Source organism: Nocardia sp. NPDC058058, from assembly GCF_042885355.1.
Lineage (GTDB): Bacteria > Actinomycetota > Actinomycetes > Mycobacteriales > Mycobacteriaceae > Nocardia.
Genome location: NZ_JBHVSA010000003.1, coordinates 1,354,139 through 1,374,158 on the forward strand (window position 1 = coordinate 1,354,139; position 20,020 = coordinate 1,374,158).

The 20,020-nt window shown below is 68.4% G+C and carries 19 protein-coding genes; 7 read left to right on the forward strand and 12 right to left on the reverse strand.

Annotated features, from left to right (window positions below; all coding sequences use genetic code 11):
- Nucleotides 1–18 precede the first annotated feature (18 nt).
- Nucleotides 19–1,629 carry a nitrilase-related carbon-nitrogen hydrolase gene (locus ACFVUS_RS30140; protein WP_387773922.1) on the reverse strand — a complete coding sequence of 537 codons (1,611 nt, stop codon included), beginning with the start codon at nucleotides 1,627–1,629 and terminating at the stop codon, nucleotides 19–21.
- 257 nt (nucleotides 1,630–1,886) lie between these two features.
- On the opposite strand from ACFVUS_RS30140, the gene ACFVUS_RS30145 reads away from it, so the two are divergent.
- From ACFVUS_RS30145 to ACFVUS_RS30155, 3 genes are read left to right on the forward strand one after another with little or no spacing between them, the layout of a single operon-like run.
- The gene (locus ACFVUS_RS30145; protein WP_387773925.1) at nucleotides 1,887–3,017 is read left to right on the forward strand and encodes a hypothetical protein; all 1,131 of its coding nucleotides are present in this window, start codon (nucleotides 1,887–1,889) and stop codon (nucleotides 3,015–3,017) included.
- A complete protein-coding gene (locus ACFVUS_RS30150; RefSeq protein ID WP_387773928.1) occupies nucleotides 3,014–3,610 on the forward strand; it encodes a GPS-CTERM domain-containing protein in 597 nt (198 codons plus the stop codon). The genes ACFVUS_RS30145 and ACFVUS_RS30150 overlap by 4 nt, the downstream gene beginning before the upstream one ends.
- A gap of 17 nt (nucleotides 3,611–3,627) precedes the next feature.
- Nucleotides 3,628–4,218 carry a neocarzinostatin apoprotein domain-containing protein gene (locus ACFVUS_RS30155; RefSeq protein ID WP_387773931.1) on the forward strand — a complete coding sequence of 197 codons (591 nt, stop codon included), beginning with the start codon at nucleotides 3,628–3,630 and terminating at the stop codon, nucleotides 4,216–4,218.
- 158 nt (nucleotides 4,219–4,376) lie between these two features.
- On the opposite strand, the gene ACFVUS_RS30160 is transcribed toward ACFVUS_RS30155, so the two are convergent.
- The 5 genes from ACFVUS_RS30160 to ACFVUS_RS30180 form a co-directional block, all read right to left on the reverse strand.
- Nucleotides 4,377–5,792 carry an aldehyde dehydrogenase family protein gene (locus ACFVUS_RS30160; RefSeq protein ID WP_387773934.1) on the reverse strand — a complete coding sequence of 472 codons (1,416 nt, stop codon included), beginning with the start codon at nucleotides 5,790–5,792 and terminating at the stop codon, nucleotides 4,377–4,379.
- A 67-nt stretch (nucleotides 5,793–5,859) separates the two neighbouring features.
- Entirely contained in the window at nucleotides 5,860–7,002 is a 1,143-nt protein-coding gene (locus tag ACFVUS_RS30165) for an FAD-dependent oxidoreductase (protein WP_387773937.1), read from the reverse strand.
- On the reverse strand, nucleotides 6,999–8,387 hold the full coding sequence (locus ACFVUS_RS30170; RefSeq protein ID WP_387773940.1) for an aldehyde dehydrogenase family protein: 1,389 nt from the start codon (nucleotides 8,385–8,387) through the stop codon (nucleotides 6,999–7,001). Before ACFVUS_RS30170 ends, ACFVUS_RS30165 begins: the two co-directional genes overlap by 4 nt.
- Complete coding sequence (locus tag ACFVUS_RS30175; RefSeq protein WP_387773943.1) at nucleotides 8,384–9,658, reverse strand: acyl-CoA dehydrogenase family protein; 1,275 nt, start codon at nucleotides 9,656–9,658, stop codon at nucleotides 8,384–8,386. The genes ACFVUS_RS30170 and ACFVUS_RS30175 overlap by 4 nt, the downstream gene beginning before the upstream one ends.
- Nucleotides 9,655–10,137, reverse strand: coding sequence for a flavin reductase family protein (locus ACFVUS_RS30180; protein WP_387773946.1), 483 nt, complete (start codon nucleotides 10,135–10,137; stop codon nucleotides 9,655–9,657). The genes ACFVUS_RS30175 and ACFVUS_RS30180 overlap by 4 nt, the downstream gene beginning before the upstream one ends.
- A 165-nt stretch (nucleotides 10,138–10,302) precedes the next feature.
- Between ACFVUS_RS30180 and ACFVUS_RS30185 the strand changes: the two genes are divergently transcribed.
- Nucleotides 10,303–11,088: an IclR family transcriptional regulator gene (locus ACFVUS_RS30185; RefSeq protein ID WP_364648522.1), complete on the forward strand. Its 786-nt coding sequence runs from the start codon at nucleotides 10,303–10,305 to the stop codon at nucleotides 11,086–11,088.
- A gap of 16 nt (nucleotides 11,089–11,104) precedes the next feature.
- Here ACFVUS_RS30185 and ACFVUS_RS30190 read toward each other — a convergent pair whose 3' ends face one another.
- On the reverse strand, nucleotides 11,105–11,818 hold the full coding sequence (locus tag ACFVUS_RS30190; protein WP_387773950.1) for a hypothetical protein: 714 nt from the start codon (nucleotides 11,816–11,818) through the stop codon (nucleotides 11,105–11,107).
- Nucleotides 11,819–11,918: 100 nt separating this feature from the next.
- Here ACFVUS_RS30190 and ACFVUS_RS30195 point away from each other — a divergent pair, with 100 nt between their 5' ends.
- Nucleotides 11,919–12,809, forward strand: coding sequence for a hypothetical protein (locus tag ACFVUS_RS30195; protein ID WP_387773953.1), 891 nt, complete (start codon nucleotides 11,919–11,921; stop codon nucleotides 12,807–12,809).
- A gap of 149 nt (nucleotides 12,810–12,958) precedes the next feature.
- Complete coding sequence (locus ACFVUS_RS30200) at nucleotides 12,959–13,663, forward strand: flavodoxin family protein (RefSeq protein ID WP_387773956.1); 705 nt, start codon at nucleotides 12,959–12,961, stop codon at nucleotides 13,661–13,663.
- Nucleotides 13,664–13,687: 24 nt separating this feature from the next.
- Here the strand turns inward: ACFVUS_RS30200 and ACFVUS_RS30205 are convergent, their stop codons facing one another.
- Both ACFVUS_RS30205 and ACFVUS_RS30210 read right to left on the reverse strand, forming a co-directional pair.
- Nucleotides 13,688–14,308 (reverse strand): isochorismatase family protein, encoded by a 621-nt coding sequence (locus ACFVUS_RS30205; RefSeq protein WP_387773958.1) that lies wholly within the window; start codon nucleotides 14,306–14,308, stop codon nucleotides 13,688–13,690.
- Nucleotides 14,309–14,320: 12 nt separating this feature from the next.
- A complete protein-coding gene (locus ACFVUS_RS30210) occupies nucleotides 14,321–15,535 on the reverse strand; it encodes a CaiB/BaiF CoA transferase family protein (protein WP_387773961.1) in 1,215 nt (404 codons plus the stop codon).
- Between the two features lie 78 nt (nucleotides 15,536–15,613).
- Between ACFVUS_RS30210 and ACFVUS_RS30215 the strand changes: the two genes are divergently transcribed.
- A complete protein-coding gene (locus tag ACFVUS_RS30215) occupies nucleotides 15,614–16,504 on the forward strand; it encodes a hydroxymethylglutaryl-CoA lyase (protein WP_387773964.1) in 891 nt (296 codons plus the stop codon).
- Between the two features lie 78 nt (nucleotides 16,505–16,582).
- Here ACFVUS_RS30215 and ACFVUS_RS30220 read toward each other — a convergent pair whose 3' ends face one another.
- The 3 genes from ACFVUS_RS30220 to ACFVUS_RS30230 are packed head-to-tail and all read right to left on the reverse strand — an operon-like array spanning nucleotide 16,583 to nucleotide 20,003.
- Nucleotides 16,583–18,010, reverse strand: coding sequence for an MmgE/PrpD family protein (locus tag ACFVUS_RS30220; protein ID WP_387773967.1), 1,428 nt, complete (start codon nucleotides 18,008–18,010; stop codon nucleotides 16,583–16,585).
- Nucleotides 18,007–18,819 carry a cyclase family protein gene (locus ACFVUS_RS30225; protein WP_387773970.1) on the reverse strand — a complete coding sequence of 271 codons (813 nt, stop codon included), beginning with the start codon at nucleotides 18,817–18,819 and terminating at the stop codon, nucleotides 18,007–18,009. The genes ACFVUS_RS30220 and ACFVUS_RS30225 overlap by 4 nt, the downstream gene beginning before the upstream one ends.
- Nucleotides 18,816–20,003: a CaiB/BaiF CoA transferase family protein gene (locus tag ACFVUS_RS30230; protein ID WP_387773972.1), complete on the reverse strand. Its 1,188-nt coding sequence runs from the start codon at nucleotides 20,001–20,003 to the stop codon at nucleotides 18,816–18,818. The genes ACFVUS_RS30225 and ACFVUS_RS30230 overlap by 4 nt, the downstream gene beginning before the upstream one ends.
- Between the last annotated feature and the right edge of the window lie 17 nt (nucleotides 20,004–20,020).

The window sequence follows — 20,020 nt, forward strand, 5'->3', positions numbered from 1 at the left end:
CTCATATGGCTGCTTTCGTCAGTGCGTGCGGGCGGTGCGGGTGTCCAGCGGCCGGGACGGACGGCCCGCGACCAGGTCGGTGCCCCGGGAGACGGTGCGATTCATGGCTTGAGCGGGTCGAATGGTGGCGCGAACCATGAGTGCGCCGGGCTCGGCCGCGGTCACCTCGGGATGGCTGATGACGCCGGTGAACGGGCCGCTCCAGGCGGTCCAGAGCGTGAAATCCGGGCTCAGTGCGCAGATTTCGCCGGTGAGGCCCTGCGGTGCGGACCCGGCGGCCACGATATTGAGCCGGTTCTCCGCGGCTCGTTCGGGCAGGCCCAGGCGCAGTTCCCAGGATTCGGCCGGAGTGAACGGCACGGCAACGACATCGGCGTCCGCGACCACCGCCAGCCGGAACGTCTCCGGGAAGATCGAGTCGTCGCCGATCACCAGGGCCATACGGCCCCAGGGCAATTCGAAGATGCCGAGCTCATCGCCGAGCGTCGTCAGCCACGGGTAGCGGCCGGTGCGATGCAATTGCCGCTGACGTCCGACAATGCCCGAGGCATTCAGCAGTAGACCGTCATGGGCCGCGCCGTCGCGCACGGTGGTGACGACATGGGTGTCGGTGCCCGCGAGCGCGAGCATCACTTCGGCAATCGGGACATCCGCCAATTCCGGTAGCACGATCAGATCTGTGCCCGCGGAAGCCAATTCACGAATCCCCGGGATCGAGGCCGCGGCAATGGCGGTGGAGATGTTCGGCGCACCGGCTCCGGCTTGTCGTTCGCGCGGTTCGGCATTGAGGGGTTCGTAGAGTTCGGGACGGCGTGCGGCGATGACATCGGTGCCGTCGGGGCGTGATTTGTCATCGGCGCGTGCGATATCGATATCGGCGATGACGATCGCCTCGCCCGCCGCCGGAGCCATCGCGACGCAGGTGCCGTCCGGTGCGACGATCTGACTCTCGCCCGCCCCGTGCAGGCGATTCGGCGGCACGCCCAATCGTGCGGCGATGGCCGGGAGCTGTGCCTCCGGGAGCAGCGGCCCGACCTTGTTGGCCGCCACCACCCACACCCGGTTCTCCGCGGCCCGCACCGGAATGTGCAGGCTCGCTTCGTCTGTGGCGAACGAATTGAGGCTGTTGAGCAGCAGTTGCGCACCGCGCAGGGTGAGGGACCGGGTGACCTCGTTGATCACGCCCTCCATGCAGGCGTACATCCCGATTCGGCCCAGCGGTGTATCGATGACGGGTGAGTCGTCGAGTCCGCGATCGAGGTGGTCGTTCTCCGCGCCCATCAGGATCTGCTTATCGGACTCGCCGAGCAGCTCCCCGCCGGGACCGAAGAGCAGGCTGGTGGCGGTGGTGCGGCCGTCGCCGCGGGCCAGCGTGACGCCGATTTTCACGTGGATCCCGTGCGCGGCGGCCCGCTCGGCGACGGCGGTGAGAAACCAATCCCCGGGCGTGCAGGCCATTCGGCGCGCATGAGCCCGATCGTCGTACCAGGATAGGTGGTTACAGAACTCCGGCAGGACCACGAGTTCGGCGCTCGCCTCGGCGGCGGCGTCGATCATGCGCAGGCAGGCGTCGAGATTCGCGGCGACGTCGGTCCCGGCGGCGAGCTGTGCGGCCGCGACTCGTGTCATGCGTCGCACCCTTCTACTCGGCGCTGTGTTTCGGACATCGAAACACTGTTTCCAATCATGCTGATTCTGTACCGGCCCCGGTGATCTGTCCAGGGCTGGTTCCGGATTTCACGACCCGGTAATTCGGCGCAACCGAATCGTCTTGTTTCCCTCCGGGTTACGGAGTTGCCCGCCTTGACACCCGGTCCCACCGCGGGTTCAATATGGCAATTCCGAAACTGCGTTTCCCTGAGAGAAACGGACGCGGGAGGGTAGGCATGGCGACCTGCGGTTCATCCTCGAAAACTGTTGCGGCGCTGTCGGCGAGCGGTGTGCTGGCCGGTCCGATCGCGGGCGGGCAGCTGGTATTGCTGTCGAAACCACTGGGCGGTGTGCTCGGCATACCGGGCGCGGTGGTGGGCTATATCGCGCTCACCGTGCTCACGGTCGGCGGCGTGACGGCGCTGTTCGCGGTCCGGCGGCAGGTGCCGAGTCCGGTGGCCGGTGCGTGCGCGCTGGTCGCGGGCGCGGGATTCGCGGTGGCCGGATGGGTTTCGGCGCCTTGGCAGTTCGTCGTGGCCGTGCTGGTCGCCGGCGCGGCGGCGGGGCCGTTGGTGGTGACCGGTCGGGCGCTGGCATTCGACTCGCCCGGTGCGCTGACCCGATGGCAGATCGCAATGGTCGCCGGGGTGACCGTGACCGCGGGCATGGCGTCGCTGTGTTACGAACGGCCGGGGCTCGGACTCGCCGGTGCCGGTGCGGCTCTCACTGTGCTCGGTCTGGGCATCGTGCTCGCGAAACACGGTGTGACGCCGCCCGGTTCACTCATCGTGGCGCGAGGGTCGATATCGCGCCGATACCTGCTCGGATACGCCGTCGCGGGCTGGATCGTCGGCGGCACCGTATTGCCCGCGCTGCATGTTCTGCTGTTCCGCTGGAACGCGCTCGGGGCCGAACAGACGAATCTGCTCTTGCTCGCCTCGGTTCCGGCGATTGCCGCGCTGATGCTGCCCGGCCCGCGAATCGGTGCCGTTGTCCCGCTGCTGATTCTGGCCGCCGGGGGACCGGTGCTGGTGGCGACCGCACCCGGACGGGTGACCCTGACCATTGGGCTCGGCGTGGCGCTGGCCGCCGCCGCTCGCGCCGCGCGGGGGCTCGACCTCGCCGTTCGGGCCGAGGCCGCACGCTCGCATCGCATGGCCGCGCTCACCGCATTGACGGTGGTCATCGCCGGGGCGGGGGGTCTCGCCACGGTCACCGCACTGGGCGAAATCCTCGGTACCGGTTCCGGATTGACCGTGCTGGCGATTCCCGCGCTGGCGCTCGCGCCGCTGTGCGTGCCACGCGCCCCGGTCCGGGTGTCCCGGTCGCCGCTGATCGCCCAGGTTCTAGAAGGAGAAGCCCCGTGATTCGCACCATCGCCCGCTGTCTGGTCATAGTCGCGGCGGCCCTGCCGATGTGGACCGCCCCGGGCCGGGCCGCGCCCGAATCCGGGGCCGCCATCCAGGTGAGCGCTGTCGGTGATCTGACCGAGGGTCAGCGAATAACAGTGAACGGCAGCGGATTTCGCGCCGGACTCGCCGCCGTCGCGGTCGGGCTGTGCAAACAGGGCTTCACCAACGGGTTGAAGGACTGTGATCTCGAGGGCGGCGCGACCTTCGTCAATATCTCCGGCGACGGCACATTTCCCACCGTCACCCTCACCGCGCGCCCGCGTTTCCGCGATATCGACTGCACCCGCAGGCAATGCGTCATCGCCGCCGCACCGCTGCCCGGCACCGAACCGCAAACCGTGATCGACGCGAATTCCGCCGAAGTCGCAATAGGTTTCGCCGGGTCACCGCCCCCGGCCCCCACCTCGGCCCCCACCTCGGCCCCGAGTGCCGCGTCCGTGCGCACCGAGTCCGGCACCAATGGTCCGTCGACGCTGCTCTGGGGTGCGACCGCCGCGCTATTGCTCATCGTCGCCGTCCTGGCCCTCGCCGACCGGCGACGGCTCTGAAAACCCCTGGAGGAACCATGAAAACCATTCGAGCCCGCAGCGCGCTGGGTGCGGTGGCATCGGCCGCGGTGCTGCTGTTCGCGGGCAGTCCGGCGGCCACCGCCGATCCCGCCCTGACACTCAGCGCGAGTTCGGGTCTCGCCGCGGGACAGGTGATTACGGTGTCGCTGGTGGGGCTGCCGCCCAATCTGCCCACCGTGGCGGTGGGACAGTGCAAGCCGGCGGTGGTCAGTCCGGCCGATTGCAACCTGGGCGGATCGCTGATGGGCCGCGCGGACGCACAGGGGGAGTGGCAGCCCAACGGCGGCAATCGGTCGATCACACTGCTCGCCGCGATCGGCGGAACCGATTGCGCCGCAACGTCCGGAGCCTGCACCGTCGCGGTGACGAGCCTGACCGACCCCACCCATATCCTGGCGTCGGTGCCCCTCACCTTCGGCGCCGAGCGGACCCAGGCTCCCACCGCTACCACCACCGCCGCGTCCAAGGACTCGGACGATGACGGCGGCAATACCGGCGTGGTGATCGGCATCGCCGCAGGTGTTGTCGTGGTGCTGGCAGCGGTGGGCTTCGTCGTCGCGCGACGGAGAGGCGGCACCTCGCGCTGAGCGTCTGTGCTGCGCCGACGGTATGGGAGTCTGTCCCGGTGCCGTCGGCGCTTCGCTGTGCCCGGGAAATCATGCTGCGGGCCAACGGAGTTCAGTACGCGGACCGCGACGATCCTTCTGGCGGTCAGCGTTTCGGGTAGGAGAGGATGTCGGCCGGGTCAGAGCTGCGGATAGGCGCGTGCGGACAGGCCGGAACCACCGGCCCGGAACGCGGACGGGGCGTGGCGTACGGTCGTCTGCACGTATTCGCGCAGACCCTCATCGGCGTATTCGCGCCCGAACCCGCTCTGTTTGGTACCGCCGAAGGGTGCCCGCAGCGACATTCCGGTGCGGTTGTGGGTGTTCACGAAGGTGAATCCGGCTTCGATGCGCGCGGCGAAGGCGAAGGCGCGATCCTCATCGGCCGACCACACCGAGGCTCCGAGCCCGAGTTCGCAATCGTTGGCCCGGGCCAGCACGTCGCGCTCATCGGTGTACGTCAGTACCGGCACCGCCGGTCCGAACTGCTCGCGCCGGACCAGCCAGGCGTCGTCGGGCAGATCCAGTGCCAGGGCGGGTGCGACGTAGTAACCGTCTGTGTCGGAGGGGATTTCGGCGAGCGGCACCAGCCAGCCGCCGCGACTCCAGGCGTCCGCCAGCAGGTCGGTCATGCGATGGGCGGCGGCGCGGCTCACCACCGGCCCCATGCTCGTGCGCTCGTTCACGGGGTCACCGACGATCAGAATCCGGTGTGCCGCATCCAGATACGATTCCAGGAACTCGTCCAAGCGCCGCGCGGGCACATACAGCCGTTTGGCGGCCATGCACACCTGCCCCGACGTAGCGAACGATGCGAGTACCAGGCGTTCGTAATCGGCGGGGGAGAGGGTGAAGTCGTCGAGGAATATCGCCGGATCATTGCCGCCGAGTTCGAGCAGCACCGGCGTGAGGGCCTGCCCCGCGGCCGCCGCGATACTGCGCCCGGCTTCCGCGCCGCCGGTGAAGGCCACCTTGCGAATCAGCGGATCGGCGATGAGCGCTCGAACCGTCTCCGGTCCGCCGTGGATGACCCGGACACCGGGCAGCAGCCCCGCCACCTCGGTGACGGCCAGCGGCGCGAGCGGAGAAGGTTTGAGCACCACGGTATTTCCGGCAGCCAGCGCCGGAGCGAGCTTGAGCACCGACAGGATGATCGGCGCGTTCCACGGCGTGATCGCCGCGACCACCCCGAACGGCGCGGCGGAGCGCACCAGCCGCCCCTGCGCGTCATCGATCGCCGAGGCGGTGAGCACGGCGGCGGCGTTATCGCGTACCCAGCGCAGATACGTTGCGGCGAAACCGATCTCACCGCGGCAATCGGCGATGGGCTTACCGCTCTCGCGGGCGAGCAGTTCGGCCAGGTCCGGTGTGCGGGCATCGAGCGCTTCGGCCGCCGTACCGAGTGCGGTCAGCCGCTGCCCGAGCGGTCGCGCCGACCAGTCCAGGAACTCCCGGTGTGACTGCCGCACCACGGCTTCCACCGCCTCGGGCGCGGTTACCGGCACCGATCCGACAATCTCGGTGGGATGGGCCGGATTCTCCCGATCGATCTTCATGGTCATCTCCTGATCGGCTTGATCGCCGGATCTGGACCCGGCGTCGTATCGCGCGGTGACCGGTAGTTCACCGTGGGGTCGCCAGCGAATCGAGCAGGCAGGCGCGGCGCAGATACGCCCGCGCGGCCTCCGGATCCGCTGCCAGCGCGCGCAATTGGTCGCGATAACCCGCGTCGTCACTTCGTAGTCGCTGCCAGTTGTCATGGCTGGTGCGCTGCACATGGTCGACGGCCACGGTGCGCCGCAGCGTGGCGGCATCGTCGAGTCCGCTCTCCGAACCACCGCCGAGCACCTCGGCCAGTGCTTCGCCGAGCCGTACGGCATCGTGGATACCGCTGTTCATCCCCATCCCGCCCAGCGGATTATTGACGTGCGCGGCATCACCCGCCAGCAGCACCCGGCCGATCCGGAAGGATTCGGTGACGCGCTGATGCACGCGGTACAGCGAACCGTGCAGCACCCGCCACGGCCTGCCCAGATCCGCGACCGCGGTCAAACGTGCCGGGAGCCGGTCCATTTCGAGGTGGTCGGCGGTATCGGCGGGCGTGGGCAGCAGTACCCGCCAGTGTTGCGGGGTGCGCAAAAGCACCAGCCATTCGTGCGGATCGAAGACGTAATTGATCGGTGCGATCCCGGGCAGCGCCGCCGCGAGATCCTCATCGACCGAGGCGACCAGGAAGCGTTCGGGATAGGTGCTGCCGTCGAATCCGGCGTGCACGCCATTGCGCACGATCGAATGCGCGCCGTCCGCGCCGATCACCCAATCCGCGCGCACCGGTCCGCGCGAGGTGTGCAGGATGACCCCGTCCGGCCCGGCGTGCAGGCCGTGCACCTCATGATCGAAACGCACCCGCGCGTGAGCGGGTAAGGCGTCCAACAGGATCGGGGTCAGCCTGCTCTGTTCGCACTGCACCCGAAAGGGATAGCGAGTGTCGTGCGCGAGTACGCCGAGATCGAGCGTGGCGATCTCCCCGCCGCCGCGTTCTCGATACTGGAAGGTCGAAGCGATGATCCCTTGGACGAGAAGTGGTTTCAGTACACCGAGGGTTTCGAGCATCTCCAAGGTCGGCGGATGGAAGGTCGAGGCGCGTGATTCGGTGGCGAGTTCCGCGCCGCGCTCGAGCACCGTCACCTCGATGCCGCGCCGGGCCAGGGTCAGCGCGGCGGTGAGGCCCACCGGCCCCGCGCCGACCACGACCACGGTGCTCATGAGGTGTGCAGGGCGAAGCGGCCCTCCACGCCCACCACCCGGGCACCGGTGAAGAAGCGCAGCGTCTCGCCGGTGCCCTCCTCGCCGAGTCCGGACCAGCCCCACGCCGGGCGCGGTGTCATCAGGTGCAGGCTCATCACCGAGGAACCGTTGACCTTGACCTCCCCGGCTCGAATCCGTTGCGCCACGGCCAGAGCCGCTTGCTCGTCCGCGCCGCAGACGTAGCCCTCGAGGCCGTAGGGCAGCGCATTGGCCAGGTGCACCGCCTCGTCCACCGATTCGTAGGTGACCGTTCCCGCGACCGGTCCGAAGATCTCCTCGGTGAGATCGCCGTCCAGCAGTGTGGGCGGCAGATAGTTTCCCTCGCGTGGCGGTGTGCCATAGGTTCGGAACTCACGCCCGGACAACGCATCTCGCACCGCACCCAGGTGCCGCGAGTGCACCAGCGGACCGAACTCGGTCGCGGGATCCAGCGGCGGTCCGAATCGCAAGTCCCCGAGCCGTTTTCCGATGGCTTCGAGGAGTTCACCGGCTCGGTCGGCGGGCAGGATCAACCGCCCGAGCGCCCGGCACCACTGGCCGTTGAGCGTGGTGAGCAATTCGGCGGCGATGCGCGCCGCACCGTCGGTATCGGCATCGGGCAGCACGATGAGCGGATTGTTGCCGCCCAATTCCAGTTGGCACGGCCGCAATAGCGGTGCCGAGGCGGTCGCGACCGAACGCCCACCTGCCAATCCGCCGGTGAAGGACACCGCCCGGATCCGCGGATCGGCGACCAATCGCGCCCCGGTCTCGGGCCCACCCTGCACCAGCTGGAACATCCCCGCCGGAACATGCGCGGCGATCGCCTCCGCCAGCGGAATCGCGCTGTACGGGGCCAGCTCGCTGACCTTCAGAAGCACCGGACAGCCCGCCGCGAGCGCATTCGCCACCTTGTGGGCGGCCATGGGGGCCGGGGCATTCCACGGCACCAGGCATAGCGCGGGCCCGAGCGGGAGCCGGTGCACCTGTACGCCCTCGCGGTCCTCACGCAGTATTCCCGCTCGCACCTGCGCGGCGGCGAGCCGGAACGCCCCGGCGACGATGACACCGAACAACGCGGTCTGCCGTATCGGGACACCCGTCGCACGCGAATCCAATTCGGCTATGTATGCCAATCGCGGTTCCAGCTCGTCCGCGATGGCGTCGAGCATCTCCGGGGTGATCACCCCGGTCGCGCCGTCCGCGACCGCGAGGGCGCGATCGACCCGCTCGGGTGTACTGGCCAACGCCCGGGCCACCTGCTCCCCGGTGGCCGGATCCTCCAGCGCCACACCGAGATCCACACCGGGGACGGCCCACTCGCCATCGATGAACTCGACGATCGCGGGCAGCTCCCCGGTCACCGCGCGGCCTCGGCCGGTGCGGTGGTGAACAGTTCGTTCGCGGTGGCATCGGTGACGATGCGCGCCACCTCGAGCATGCCGCGCTCGGCGGGAAAGGTCATGACCAGACCCATGGCGAGATCGCGCAACGCCCGGCCCGTCACCCCGCTCATCGACGCCGCCGAGGTGCCGCCGGCTTTGAGCGCACCCAGCGCCACCGCGAAGCACGCCTCGGTGACCGCACCCTTACCGAGCCGCCACTGCGTGAAGACCTCCTGCTTGGGTTTGATCGGCGGCTCAACGGTTTCGATGCCCAGCTGATAGCGCAGCCACAGGTAGGCCGACTGAAGCTGACGGGTCATCTCCCCGATGAGCACCTGGTGCACCGGTGAGGACGCGATCGGTTCCCCGGTGTCGGCGAAGGTCTTTCGGGTCGTCGCGGCCAGGGTCTCGTCGTAGACCTGCTGCGCGCACCCGGTGTAAACCGCCGCGATGGCGAGCTGATTGCCCACGAAACTGCCCCGGCTCATGGTGAGCATCTTGGGAAACGCGCCGGGAATGGCCAGGGCTTCGTCCTCGGCGATGAAGACATCGTCCAGGCGAATGCCGTTATTGGCCGTGGCCCGCATCCCGAGCCCGTCCCACGGCGCGCGCACGCTCACCCCCGGTGCTTCGCGCGGGACGAAGAAGGTCGCCAGCCCCTGCGCGGTGTCGTAGCCCTCGAGTTTGGCCGAGGTCAGATAGAAGTCGGCGACGCCGGTGGCGCAGCCGAAGGACTTCTCCCCCCGCAGGATCCAGCCGCCCTCGACCTTGCGCGCGGTGGTGGCGATGGTGATATTGGCCTTGGCGGTCTTGACTGATTCCGAGGCGAAATTGGCCAGCCACACCCCCTCGGCCATCCGGGTCAGGACCTTCTCGGCGAACGCGCGCACCACCGGAATCTCGGTGTCGGCGAACAATCCGGCGTCGATCGCCTCGAGCGGGAGCAGCCCGCGCGAGGCGCTGGTGTTGTGGAAGAAGTAGGCCAGCGCGGTGGACGGGCAGGCGGTACCCATGGCGTAGGTGGCCGCGGCCAGATCGCGCAGGGTGCCGCCGAGTCCGCCGAATTTCTCCGGCACCACCAGGCCCAGCAGTCCCGCATCGCGCAGCAGCGCGACATGGGTGGCGGGGAAGGCGGCGGTGCGGTCGGCCTCCTCGGCGGCGGCGCGCAGTGCGGGCAGCACATCGTCCACCCGTTGCGCGCGTGCGCGTTCGGCGGCGGTCATATCTTCGACGAGTCGTTCGCCGATCATCGAGCTATCCCCTCGTAGTAGGTGCGATCGTGATAGATCAGTGGCGGTGCGGGTCTGGGGGTCGCCGCGTCCTGCACCAGGCCCAGGACGATGGTGTGATCGCCCGCCGGGTGGCAGGCCGCAACCACGCAGTCCACCCAGGCCACCGCATCGGTGAGCACGGCCGCGCCGGTGGTCGCGGTATCCCAGCGTCCGGCGGTGAACCGGTCGTCACCGGCGGTGGAGGTGGCGAAGCGGCGGCCGATGTCCTCGTGATCGTGGCCGAGCACATTGACCGCGAAAACGCCGCTGTGCCGGACGAATCGGCAGGTGCTGCTCGCGGTGGCCAGACATACCGAGACGAGCGGTGGATCCAGGGCCACACTGGTGAAGGAGCTGGCGGTCATGCCGTGCCGGCCGCCGCCGTCGCGCGTGGTGGTGACCACCACGACGCCGCTGGCCCACTGTGCCATGACAGCACGGAGATACGTCGTATCCACCCTGCATCTCCGTTTCGATAGAGGAAACACTGTTACGCACAAGGTAACGCTGCGCGCGGGGTCGCGCAAGAGGGAACGGCCCTGTGACACAGCGATTTCGGCGAATGCGCCCGGATTTCCGCAGCCTGTTTCCCATGGGGAAATTCCGTGCCCTAAGCTGAGAGCGTGTCGGACACCGAGGCCGAGAACCAGAGTCGTTCCATCGCCGCCGTCGAACGGGCCATGGACGTGTTGTTGCTGTTCGGCCGCACCGGCCGGCCCGATCTCGGGGTCACCGAGATCGCCAATGAACTCGGCCTGACCAAGGCCGCGGTGCACCGCATCCTCACCGCGCTGCGCAATCGCGAACTCATCACCCTGGAACCGACCTCGCGCCGCTACGCGCTGGGCCACGCCGCCATCGCACTGGGCCGCGCGTATCTGGCCCGCACCGATCTGCGCGTCATGGCGGCCCCCGAACTGCGCCGCCTGGCCCCGCTCACCGGTGAGACCGCGACGCTGTCCATTCGGCGTGGCGATACCCGCATGTACGTGGATCAGGTTGTGCCGGACCAGGAATTGCGCATGGAGGTCGCGCTCGGGGTGCCGTATCCGCTGCACGCGGGCAGCTCGTCCAAGGTGATTCTGGCGAATCTGCGCAAGCAGGAGATCGACGAATATCTGGATCGGCATGAGCTCACCCCGTTCACCGATGCCACCATCACCACCCCGCGCAAGCTGCGCACCGAACTGGCCGAGGTGCGCAAACGCGGCTACGCGATCTCGCTGGGGGAGCGCCAGATCGGAGCCGCGTCCATTGCCGCGCCCGTACTCGATCATGACGGCGGCGTGGTGGCGGCGATCAGCATCTGCGGCCCGCTCTCGCGCTTCGAGCCGAAGATGAAGGAGTACGTGCCGCTGCTGCAGAAGGCCGCGGCCGCCCTCTCGGCCCAATTGGGTTACACGGCTTAGCCTTCGGGCCGCGGGGTCAACCGCCCAGGTGCGCGCCGGGTTTGAACACGCCCAGCGCCGCTGCGGTGAGCACGCTGCCCCAGATCGCCCACACGTACGGCAGGCAGCCGTCCACGCTGCCGCGCAGGGTTCGCTCGACCTGATCGGTGGAACCGCTGGACATGAGCGTGCCGAACGCGGGGCCGAAGGGGCGCAACGTCATTCGAATGCCGAGGCCCGCCGCGATGGCGGTGGTGTACAGCAGGATCTTGCCGCCCAGCCACTTCGGGTTCGTGGTGACGCCGAAGGGTTCGCTCACCAGCAGCGTGTAGACCCCGGCCGCGGCCATCGCGGCGATAACAGCGCACCTGATCGCGAGATCGGCGCGGTACACCAGCCTGCGGCTGCCGTGTGTTCGGTGCTGAATCACCGTGAGCGCCAACCAGATAGCGGCGAACAGCCACACCGTCACCACGAGCCACCACGGAAACAGCTCGATCCCGAACAGTGAGGCGCCGTGCGGATCCAATGCCATCAGCGTGATGCCGCTGGGCAGGAACAGCACCAGGCAGATCTTCGGACCGAGATCGAGTCCGCTCATGATCGCCAGTGCGGTCGCGCGCGCGGGCGGCGTGAGATCCGGGTTGATCACGAACCTGCTCGAGTAGTACACGCCCAGGTCGCCGCCGAGCCAGAACACGAACAACACCAGGTGCAACAGAATCCACCAGCCGTGTGGATGCGACCCCATGGGCGGGTCTCCGTTCTCTTCTGCGAAACAGTGTTTCGGAGTATGCTCCGCCGATAGTTTCACATCGAAACAGTGTTTCCACAAGCGAAACGGGAGACCCATGCGCGCCATCTCCGCGGCCGCCCTGTCCCTGCTCCTGCTCACCGCCGCACCGGCCGCCGCCGATACCGGTGGCGTGCACCACACCGCGGCGCACATCTCGACCGACGACGCCACGGTCTGGTACCCCGCGCACGCGGACCATCGACTACCGGTGGCCCTATTCCTGCCCGGGGCCAATGTCGGCCGCCAGTACTACAGCCAATTCGCTTCCGCCATAGCCGATTACGGCTTCGTGGTGGTGGTCCCCGAGCGATATCCGATGCCGATGATCGACTACCGCCTGCCGAGCGAATTCCAGCTCACCGACGTGCTCGCCTGGGCGCGCTCACAGGCGGCGGACGCGTCCTCGCCGGTCGGTGCGATCATCGATCCCACCACGCTGGTGGTGGCCGGACACTCCTACGGCGGCGCGGCGGCCCTGTACGCCGCCGCCGACCGCTGTCAGATCCCCTTCTGCCTCGGCCTGAGCTACCGCCATCCGCCGGAGCTGAAAGCCATTGTCGGACATGGCACCAACACCACCATCGGCCCGGTGATCGACGCGGTGGCGGTGAGCGACATCCCGGTCATGTTCATCAACGGCACCCTGGACGGGATCAGCGAGCCCGACGAGGCGCACGAGAGCTTCACCAAACTCACCGGCACCCCCACCGCCGAATACGTGAACCTGCTGGGCGCCAACCACTTCGGCCTCACCGATATCGACGACCCACCCGGCGCGGTCCCCGACACACACCCGGAAACCGTGCCGCGCGCACAGTCGATCGCCACCGCCGCCCGCTGGACCGCCATGTGGTTCCTCGCCCAACTCGGCGACGCCACCGCCCGCGACTACGTCTATCGCACCGGCCCACGAGAGGATTCCACCGTCACCGTCGAAATGCGCTGAGGGGTCGAGCTCGACAAGGGGCCGGGAACCGTGACGAATCGCTGACAGACCAGCGCGGAACCGCAAATTCCGCGCGCCCGGGGTCGAGAATCGCAGTGGTGACCGAATGGGTGTTCCCGGCCCGGCCAACTACTGAAAGGTCCACTGCGATGCCCGACTACAGCGATCTGCGCGCCCTGTTCATCAACTGCACCCTGAAACGGTCGCCGGACCGCAGCAACACCCAGGGCCTGATCGACCTCTCGGCCCACATCATGGAGAAGAACGGCGTCTCGGTATCGCATATCCGGGCCGTCGACCACGATATCGCCACCGGAGTCTGGCCCGATATGACCGAACACGGCTGGGAGCGCGACGAATGGCCCGCCCTGCAGCGCAAGGTGATGGATGCGCACATCCTGGTGCTGGCCGGACCGATCTGGCTGGGCGACAACAGTTCGGTCATGAAACAGGTCATCGAACGGCTCTACGCCAATTCCAGTGTGCTCAACGATGCCGGGCAGTACGCCTACTACGGTCGCGTCGGCGGCTGCCTGATCACCGGCAACGAGGACGGCATCAAACACTGCGCGATGAACGTGCTCTACAGCCTCCAGCACATCGGCTACTCCATTCCGCCGCAGGCGGATGCGGGCTGGATCGGTGAGGCCGGACCGGGACCGTCATACCTGGACCCCGGTTCCGGCGGACCCGACAACGATTTCACCAACCGCAACACCACCTTCATGACCTGGAACCTCATCCACCTGGCCCGCATCCTTGTCGACGCGGGCGGCTTTCCCGCACACGGCAACCAGCGCAGCGAATGGGACGCCGGGTGCCGTTTCGACTTCGAGAATCCCGAATACCGCTGACCGCGGACCCGGCCTGCCACCGCGCTACCGGTTCAGGATGTCCAGTGCCGCAGCGAGGTTCAGGACATCGGCGTATTTCGCGTTGAGATCGTAGAGGTTGCCCTCGTGCAGTCGGGGGTCGCGGTCGCCGCAGGCGTCGGCGACCACCAGCGGGCGGAAGCCGTGCTGCAGGGCATCGGTGGCGGTGGCTCGGACGCAACCGCTGGTGGTGAGTCCGGCGATGAGCAGGGTGTCGATGTGATCGGCGGTCAGGTTGGCGGCCAACGCGGTGCCGTGGAAGGCGCTGGGATACTGCTTGGTGACCACGGTTTCGCCCGGGAGCGGGGCCGGGTCATCGAGGAACTCGCCCAGCGGGTTTCCCTCCTCGAAGACCGCGAGCGTGGGCACCTTGCGGCGGAACAGGCCGCCCTCGGAGGTGCCGGTCCGGTAGGCAACCCGGGTGAAGATGACCGGAATGCCCTTCGTCCGAGCGTGATTCACCAGCGTCGCCGCTGCCGCGACGGCGGATTCCACCGGCGCGCGCAGCGGTGAGTCGTCGTCGAGGTAGGCGGCGCAGATATCGATCACCAGCACCGCGGGATGAGCACCCGCCCCGAGCGGGGTTCCGTACCCGGCGTTGCGGGCGTCTTCGGCGAGATCCTTCACGCTCAATTCCCCTCAGACCACGCCGGATTCGGCGAGTTCGGCCAGTTCCCGCGCACCCAAGCCGAGCAGAGTGCCGTACACCTCGGCGTTGTGCTGTCCGAGGTCCGGTCCCGCATGCCGGATCGCACCGGGTGTGGCGCTGAGTTTGGGCACCACATTGTGCATCGGCAGATCGCCGAGCTCGGGGTGGGTGATGCGCACGATCGCCTCGCGCGCCGCGAAATGCGGATCCGCGAACATATCTCGGGCGGTGTAGATCCGACCCGCCGGCACTCCGGCGGTATGCAACCTGTCCAACAGCGTCTCGGGCGCGACAGTCGAGGTCCAGGCGGCGATGAGGTCGTCGAGTTCGCCCATCCGCGCGCCCCGGGCGGTGTGATTGGCGTAGCGCTCGTCGGTCGCGAGTTCGGGACGGCCCATGAGTTCGGTCAGCCGCGCGAAGACCGTGTCCTGATTGGCGGCGATGAGGATCATGTCACCGCTCGCGGTGGGATAGACATTGCTGGGCGCGACATTCGGCAGCACCGAACCGGTGCGCTCACGCTGGTATCCGGTGATCGCGTATTCGGGAAGCAGCGATTCCATCATGGCGAGCACGGCCTCGTAGATGGCCGAGTCCACCAACTGCCCCTGCCCGGTGCGGGTGCGGTGATGCACCGCGACGAGGGTGCCGATGGTGGCGAACACCGCCGCGAGCGAATCGCCAAGGGAAATGCCGGTGCGGGCGGGCGCGCGGTCGGGATCGCCCGTGGTGTAACGGATTCCGCCCATCGCCTCGCCGATCGAGCCGTAGCCCGCACGCGGTGCGTACGGTCCGGTCTGGCCGTAGCCGCTCACCCGGACCATGATCAGGCCCGGATTGAGTTCGCGCAGCACGTCATAACCCAGGCCCCAGCGTTCCATGGTGCCCGGCCGGAAATTCTCGATCACGATATCGGCCTCGGCGATCAGCGCCCGCGCCAGCCGCTGCCCTCGCGGATCGCGCAGATTGCAGGTCACGGACTTCTTATTGCGCGCCACCACCGGCCACCACAGCGATTTGCCCTGCGCCTGTTCGCGTCCCCACTGGCGCATGGGATCTCCCGAACCCGGTGACTCCAATTTGATCACCTCGGCCCCGAAGTCGCCGAGTAGCTGTCCGCAGAACGGCCCGGCCAGCAACTGACCCATTTCCACGACCCGAAGGTCGGCCAAAGGCCCTGCGGCGGTGGTGGTTTCGGATGGCATGCGGCGGCCCCTTCCAAGACAAGAATGGATACACTGTATCCCTGAGTGAAACAATGCGGCAAGGTAGCAGGAGGATCCATGGACGTCACGGTGGTCGAGGTCGCCCCGCGCGACGGATTGCAGAACGAGTCGCGGATCATCGCGACCGCGGCCAAGGTGCGGTTGATCGAGCGTTCGATCGACGCCGGACTGCGCCGCATCGAGGCGGTGAGTTTCGTGAATCCGCAGCGGGTTCCGCAGATGGCCGACGCGGAGGCGGTGATGGCGGGCGTGCCCCGTCAGCCCGGAGTGTCCTACGCCGGGCTGGTCTTCAATGATCGCGGCCTGGATCGGGCGCTCGCGGCGGGCGTGGACGAGATCAATGTGGTTGTGGTGGCGACCGATACGTTCAGCCGCCGCAATCAGGGCTGCACCACCCAGGAGGGCATCGACCGCTGGCGGGCGCTGGCCGAGCGGGCAGCGGCGGCCGGATTGCGCCGCACCGTAACGATCGCCGCGGCGTTCGGCTGCCCGTTCGAAGGCGAGGTGCATCCGGCCGCGGTACTGGACCTGATCGACAGTGTCGCGGCCGCCCATCCGGACGAGATCGCGCTCGCCGACACCATCGGCGTCGGTACGCCCGATCGGGTGCGTGCGGCCGTGGCGGGGGCGATGAAGCGCGCGCCCGGCATTCCGCTGCGGTGCCACTTCCACAACACGCGAAATACCGGGTACGCCAATGCCATTGCCGCACTCGAAGCCGGAGCGCGGGTGCTCGACGCCAGCACCGGCGGGGTCGGCGGCTGCCCGTTCGCACCGGCCGCCACCGGCAATATCGCCACCGAGGATCTGCTCTACATGCTCGATCGCATGGGCGTCGGCACCGGGGTCGGCATGGAGACCGTGAGCGCGACCGGTCTCTGGCTCGGCGAACAACTCGGCGCACCGGTGCCCGCGCTGCTGGGCCGGGCGGGCGGATTTCCCGCCTGACGCACAGTATTTGGGACGCGAGGTCGCGCCGACGGCCCGGCCGCCGAGGCAGCCGGGCCGTGGCACAGCGGATCCGGATCAACCCGGAACCACCGGTTCGGTGACCTCGAGCAGCGTCAGCAGCTCCTCGAATCGGCCGGGCGCGGCCAACCCGTAGACGGCCTCGGTGACGGCGTCGGCACGGGCGGGGGTCAGTGCCCGCGCGGTATTCAATCGGAACTTGGTGGCGAGTTCGCTTGCCGACAGCGGATTCCCGGGACCGCCGCGATTGACCTCCACGCGTTCGGTGAGCGTGCGCCCATCGCGCAGCCGCGCGGTGAGCACGGCCGGGAATTGAAACGGGAAGATCTGTTCGGATCGGGTATCGGGGACGCATTCGACCTTGGCTGCCAAGGCCAGTCGTCGCGGATCCGCCGCCATGGCGTCGGTGAAATCCTCGTGGAACAGGCCCAGCCCGCCCCCGCCGAGCAGGGCCGCGGCGACCGTGTACGGACCGGAAAACGCTGCGTGGTAACCGGATTCAGGATGCCGCTTGTGTTCGATGGGTTCGCCGATGGTGCGCAGCACGGGCGCGGGTGCGCCGAGGACCAGTCCATCCACCTCGGCGGCGCGGACGCCGCGAGCGCGCAGGCGCAGCGCGGCATCGATGCCCGCATGGGTGAAGTGGTTGCAGGGATAGGGTTTGAAGAACACCCCGGGCAGCTCCCAGCGCTCACCGAGCTCCGCGGTCACGACATCCGGAGTCGCCTGATCGCCGCAAAACGCTTGCAACAGGCCGAATCTGCCCTCGATCACGGTCGGCGGGCCGGTGAGCCCGTGCCGTGCCAGGCTCGCGGCAGTCACCGCGGCGTGCGCCGCCCATCCGCAGTGCACGCGTTTCACGGTCCCGCCGGTTCGATTGGCTTCCAACAGACCCGAACCCATACTCGCCGCGATCCCGAGTGCGTGCGCCACGCCGTCCGCGTCGAGGCCGTAGAGCATGGCCGCCGCGGCTGCTCCGCCGACCGCGCCGCAGATGGCGGTCGCGTGCTGGCCGCGTTCGAAGAACACCGAATTACCCAGTGCCCGGTCATATCCCGCCATGCCCAGTCGGACGGTGACCTCCACCCCGACGGCGATCGCGTCCAGCAACGCCGCACCCGAAGCCCCGGCGGTCTGGGCCACGGCCAGCGCGGTGGGTACCACGGTGGCCGAGGGGTGCAGCACCGACGGCAGATGCGTGTCATCGAAATCCAGTGCGTGCGCGAGTGTTCCACCGAGCAGTGCCGCACCGGCGGCGGGATATCGGCCGGGCTGACCCAGCGCGGTCGCCTGCGATGCGCCTTCCCATTCTAGGATCACCGCCCGCACCGCCGCAGCGGCTGGCGTGTGCAGGGCCGCGAGACTGTTGCCCAGCACATCCAGCACCCGCCGCGCCGCATCCGCCCGCAGCTCGCTGCCCACCCCGTGTGTGCGCGTGGTGATCGCGAAGTCCGCCAACTGGTGGACGATCGTCGGCGCGCTCATCGGCTGACCGCCGCGAGTGGGCGCACCGGCGAGCCGGTACCGCCGACAATGCGCAACGGCGCGAGCACGAAGACGAATTCGTGTAACCGCTCGGCCGCAAGCGTTTCCAGTGCGAGATGCTCGAGGATATAGATCCCGTTTTCCACCAGTAGTACCCGATGCACCGGCAGCACACTGTGCCCGGCTCCCGGCGCTAGGCATTCGTACGCGGTGGTATCGGCTCCGGTGGCTGAGATATCTCGCGCGGCAAGCCATTGCGCCCCGGCGACACCGACCCCCGGGACACCGGTCACCGAACCCAGATAGGCCGGAGGATCGTCGAACCCGCGCGCCCACCCGGTGCGAATGAGCACCACATCGCCCGGTTCGACTCGTACCCCGGCGTATTCGGCCGCGCGCTCGAGATCGCGCACCGTCACCTCGTAGCCGCCGGGAAGGACATCGGTGTCGTGCACCGCGGCGATATCGAGCAGGATGCCCCGGCACACGAATCCGGGCAGCTGCTCCGCGCCGTGTTCGCTGAACGCCCCGCCCCGCTGCGCCGCGAGGGCGTCGACGCCGCCGTGCAGCATGCCGTTCTGGCTGACATGGCTCAGCGCGTCGATATGGGTGCCAACGTGCCCACCGGTGACGATGATCTCCGCCGCCGCCGAGCCGCCGTCCGGGCGCATCATGTCACCGTGCCTGCGCGCCAGCGTCATTCGGAATCCGGGATGATTCGGTGAACACGGCATGCCCGTGAAGAAGGGCTGACCAAGTTCGATAAGCCGGACCCCGCCGCGCACCGCCTGGACCAGAGAGTCGCTCATCGCACCACTCCCGCCGCGCGCAGCTCGGCCAGCGCATCCGGGTCGACCCCGTAGCGGCCCAGCACCTCGGCGGTGTGCGCGCCCAGAGGTGGTCCGGTCCAACGGATTCGGCCCGGGGTCTCGGATAGCCGGAACAGCACGTTCTGCATGCGCACCCGCCCCAGTTCGGCGTCGGGCAGTTCGGCGATGGTGCCCAGTGCGCGGTACTGCGGATCGGCCAGCACATCGGCGGCGGTGTAGACCGGAGCGATGGCGGCCTCGGCCTGTTCGAAGGCTTTCACGACTTCCTCGGTATCGCGCTCGGCGATCCACGCGCCGACCGCGTCATCGAGTTCGTCCGCGTGCGAGGCTCTTTCGGCCCCCGAGCCGAACCACGGTTGGTCGATCAGATCGGGTCGCCCGACCAGGCGCAGGACCCGTTCGGCCACCGAACGCGCACTCGCGGACACCGCCACCCACCCGCCGTCGGCGGTGCGATAGAGATTGCGGGGCGCATTGTTCGACGACCGATTACCCATGCGCGGTTGCAGTTCGCCGAGCTGGTCGTAGGCGATGAGCTGCGGGCCGAGCAGGGTGAGAATCGGCTCGATAATGGCCAGGTCGATCTGCTGGCCGACCCCGGTGCGGTCCCTCGCGCGCAATGCGGTCATGATCGCGAAAGCCGTTGCCTGCGCGGCGATTCCATCGGCCAAGCCGAACGGGGGCAGCATGGGCGGCCCGTCCGGCTCGCCGGTGATCGCGGCGAATCCGCTCATCGCCTCGGCCAGCGTGCCGAAACCGGTACGCCGGGCATAGGGGCCGATCTGTCCGAAACCGGTGACGCGGGCCAGCACCAGGCCCGGATTGATCTCGCGCAGTTCGGGATAGCCAAGGCCCCAGCGTTCCAATGTGCCCGGCCGGAAGTTCTCGACGACCACATCCGCCTCGGCCACCATGCGGCGGAAGATCTGCTGACCCGGCGCCGACCCGAGGTAGAGCGTCACCGATTTCTTGCCGCGCCCCAGCATTTTCCACCACAGTCCCACGCCGTCGCGCTGTGCGCCGTGGCTGCGCACCGGATCGCCGTCGGGATGTTCGATCTTCACCACATCCGCACCGAAATCCGCCAGCAGGGTCGCCGCCAGTGGTCCGGCGAACAGCGTCGCCACATCCAGTACCCGGATTCCCGACAGTGGGCCGTCCATCGCTCAACTCCTACCCG

What these genes read in the sequence shown, in the direction of transcription:
- ACFVUS_RS30190 (WP_387773950.1), bottom strand. Translation starts at nt 11,818, where the DNA reads ATGGGGTCGCATCCACACGGCTGGTGGATTCTGTTGCACCTGGTGTTG.
- ACFVUS_RS30195 (WP_387773953.1), top strand. Translation starts at nt 11,919, where the DNA reads ATGCGCGCCATCTCCGCGGCCGCCCTGTCCCTGCTCCTGCTCACCGCC.
- ACFVUS_RS30145 (WP_387773925.1), top strand. Translation starts at nt 1,887, where the DNA reads ATGGCGACCTGCGGTTCATCCTCGAAAACTGTTGCGGCGCTGTCGGCG.
- ACFVUS_RS30140 (WP_387773922.1), bottom strand. Translation starts at nt 1,629, where the DNA reads ATGACACGAGTCGCGGCCGCACAGCTCGCCGCCGGGACCGACGTCGCC.
- ACFVUS_RS30155 (WP_387773931.1), top strand. Translation starts at nt 3,628, where the DNA reads ATGAAAACCATTCGAGCCCGCAGCGCGCTGGGTGCGGTGGCATCGGCC.
- ACFVUS_RS30215 (WP_387773964.1), top strand. Translation starts at nt 15,614, where the DNA reads ATGGACGTCACGGTGGTCGAGGTCGCCCCGCGCGACGGATTGCAGAAC.
- ACFVUS_RS30230 (WP_387773972.1), bottom strand. Translation starts at nt 20,003, where the DNA reads ATGGACGGCCCACTGTCGGGAATCCGGGTACTGGATGTGGCGACGCTG.
- ACFVUS_RS30200 (WP_387773956.1), top strand. Translation starts at nt 12,959, where the DNA reads ATGCCCGACTACAGCGATCTGCGCGCCCTGTTCATCAACTGCACCCTG.
- ACFVUS_RS30175 (WP_387773943.1), bottom strand. Translation starts at nt 9,658, where the DNA reads ATGATCGGCGAACGACTCGTCGAAGATATGACCGCCGCCGAACGCGCA.
- ACFVUS_RS30165 (WP_387773937.1), bottom strand. Translation starts at nt 7,002, where the DNA reads ATGAGCACCGTGGTCGTGGTCGGCGCGGGGCCGGTGGGCCTCACCGCC.
- ACFVUS_RS30210 (WP_387773961.1), bottom strand. Translation starts at nt 15,535, where the DNA reads ATGCCATCCGAAACCACCACCGCCGCAGGGCCTTTGGCCGACCTTCGG.
- ACFVUS_RS30225 (WP_387773970.1), bottom strand. Translation starts at nt 18,819, where the DNA reads ATGAGCGACTCTCTGGTCCAGGCGGTGCGCGGCGGGGTCCGGCTTATC.
- ACFVUS_RS30220 (WP_387773967.1), bottom strand. Translation starts at nt 18,010, where the DNA reads ATGAGCGCGCCGACGATCGTCCACCAGTTGGCGGACTTCGCGATCACC.
- ACFVUS_RS30160 (WP_387773934.1), bottom strand. Translation starts at nt 5,792, where the DNA reads ATGAAGATCGATCGGGAGAATCCGGCCCATCCCACCGAGATTGTCGGA.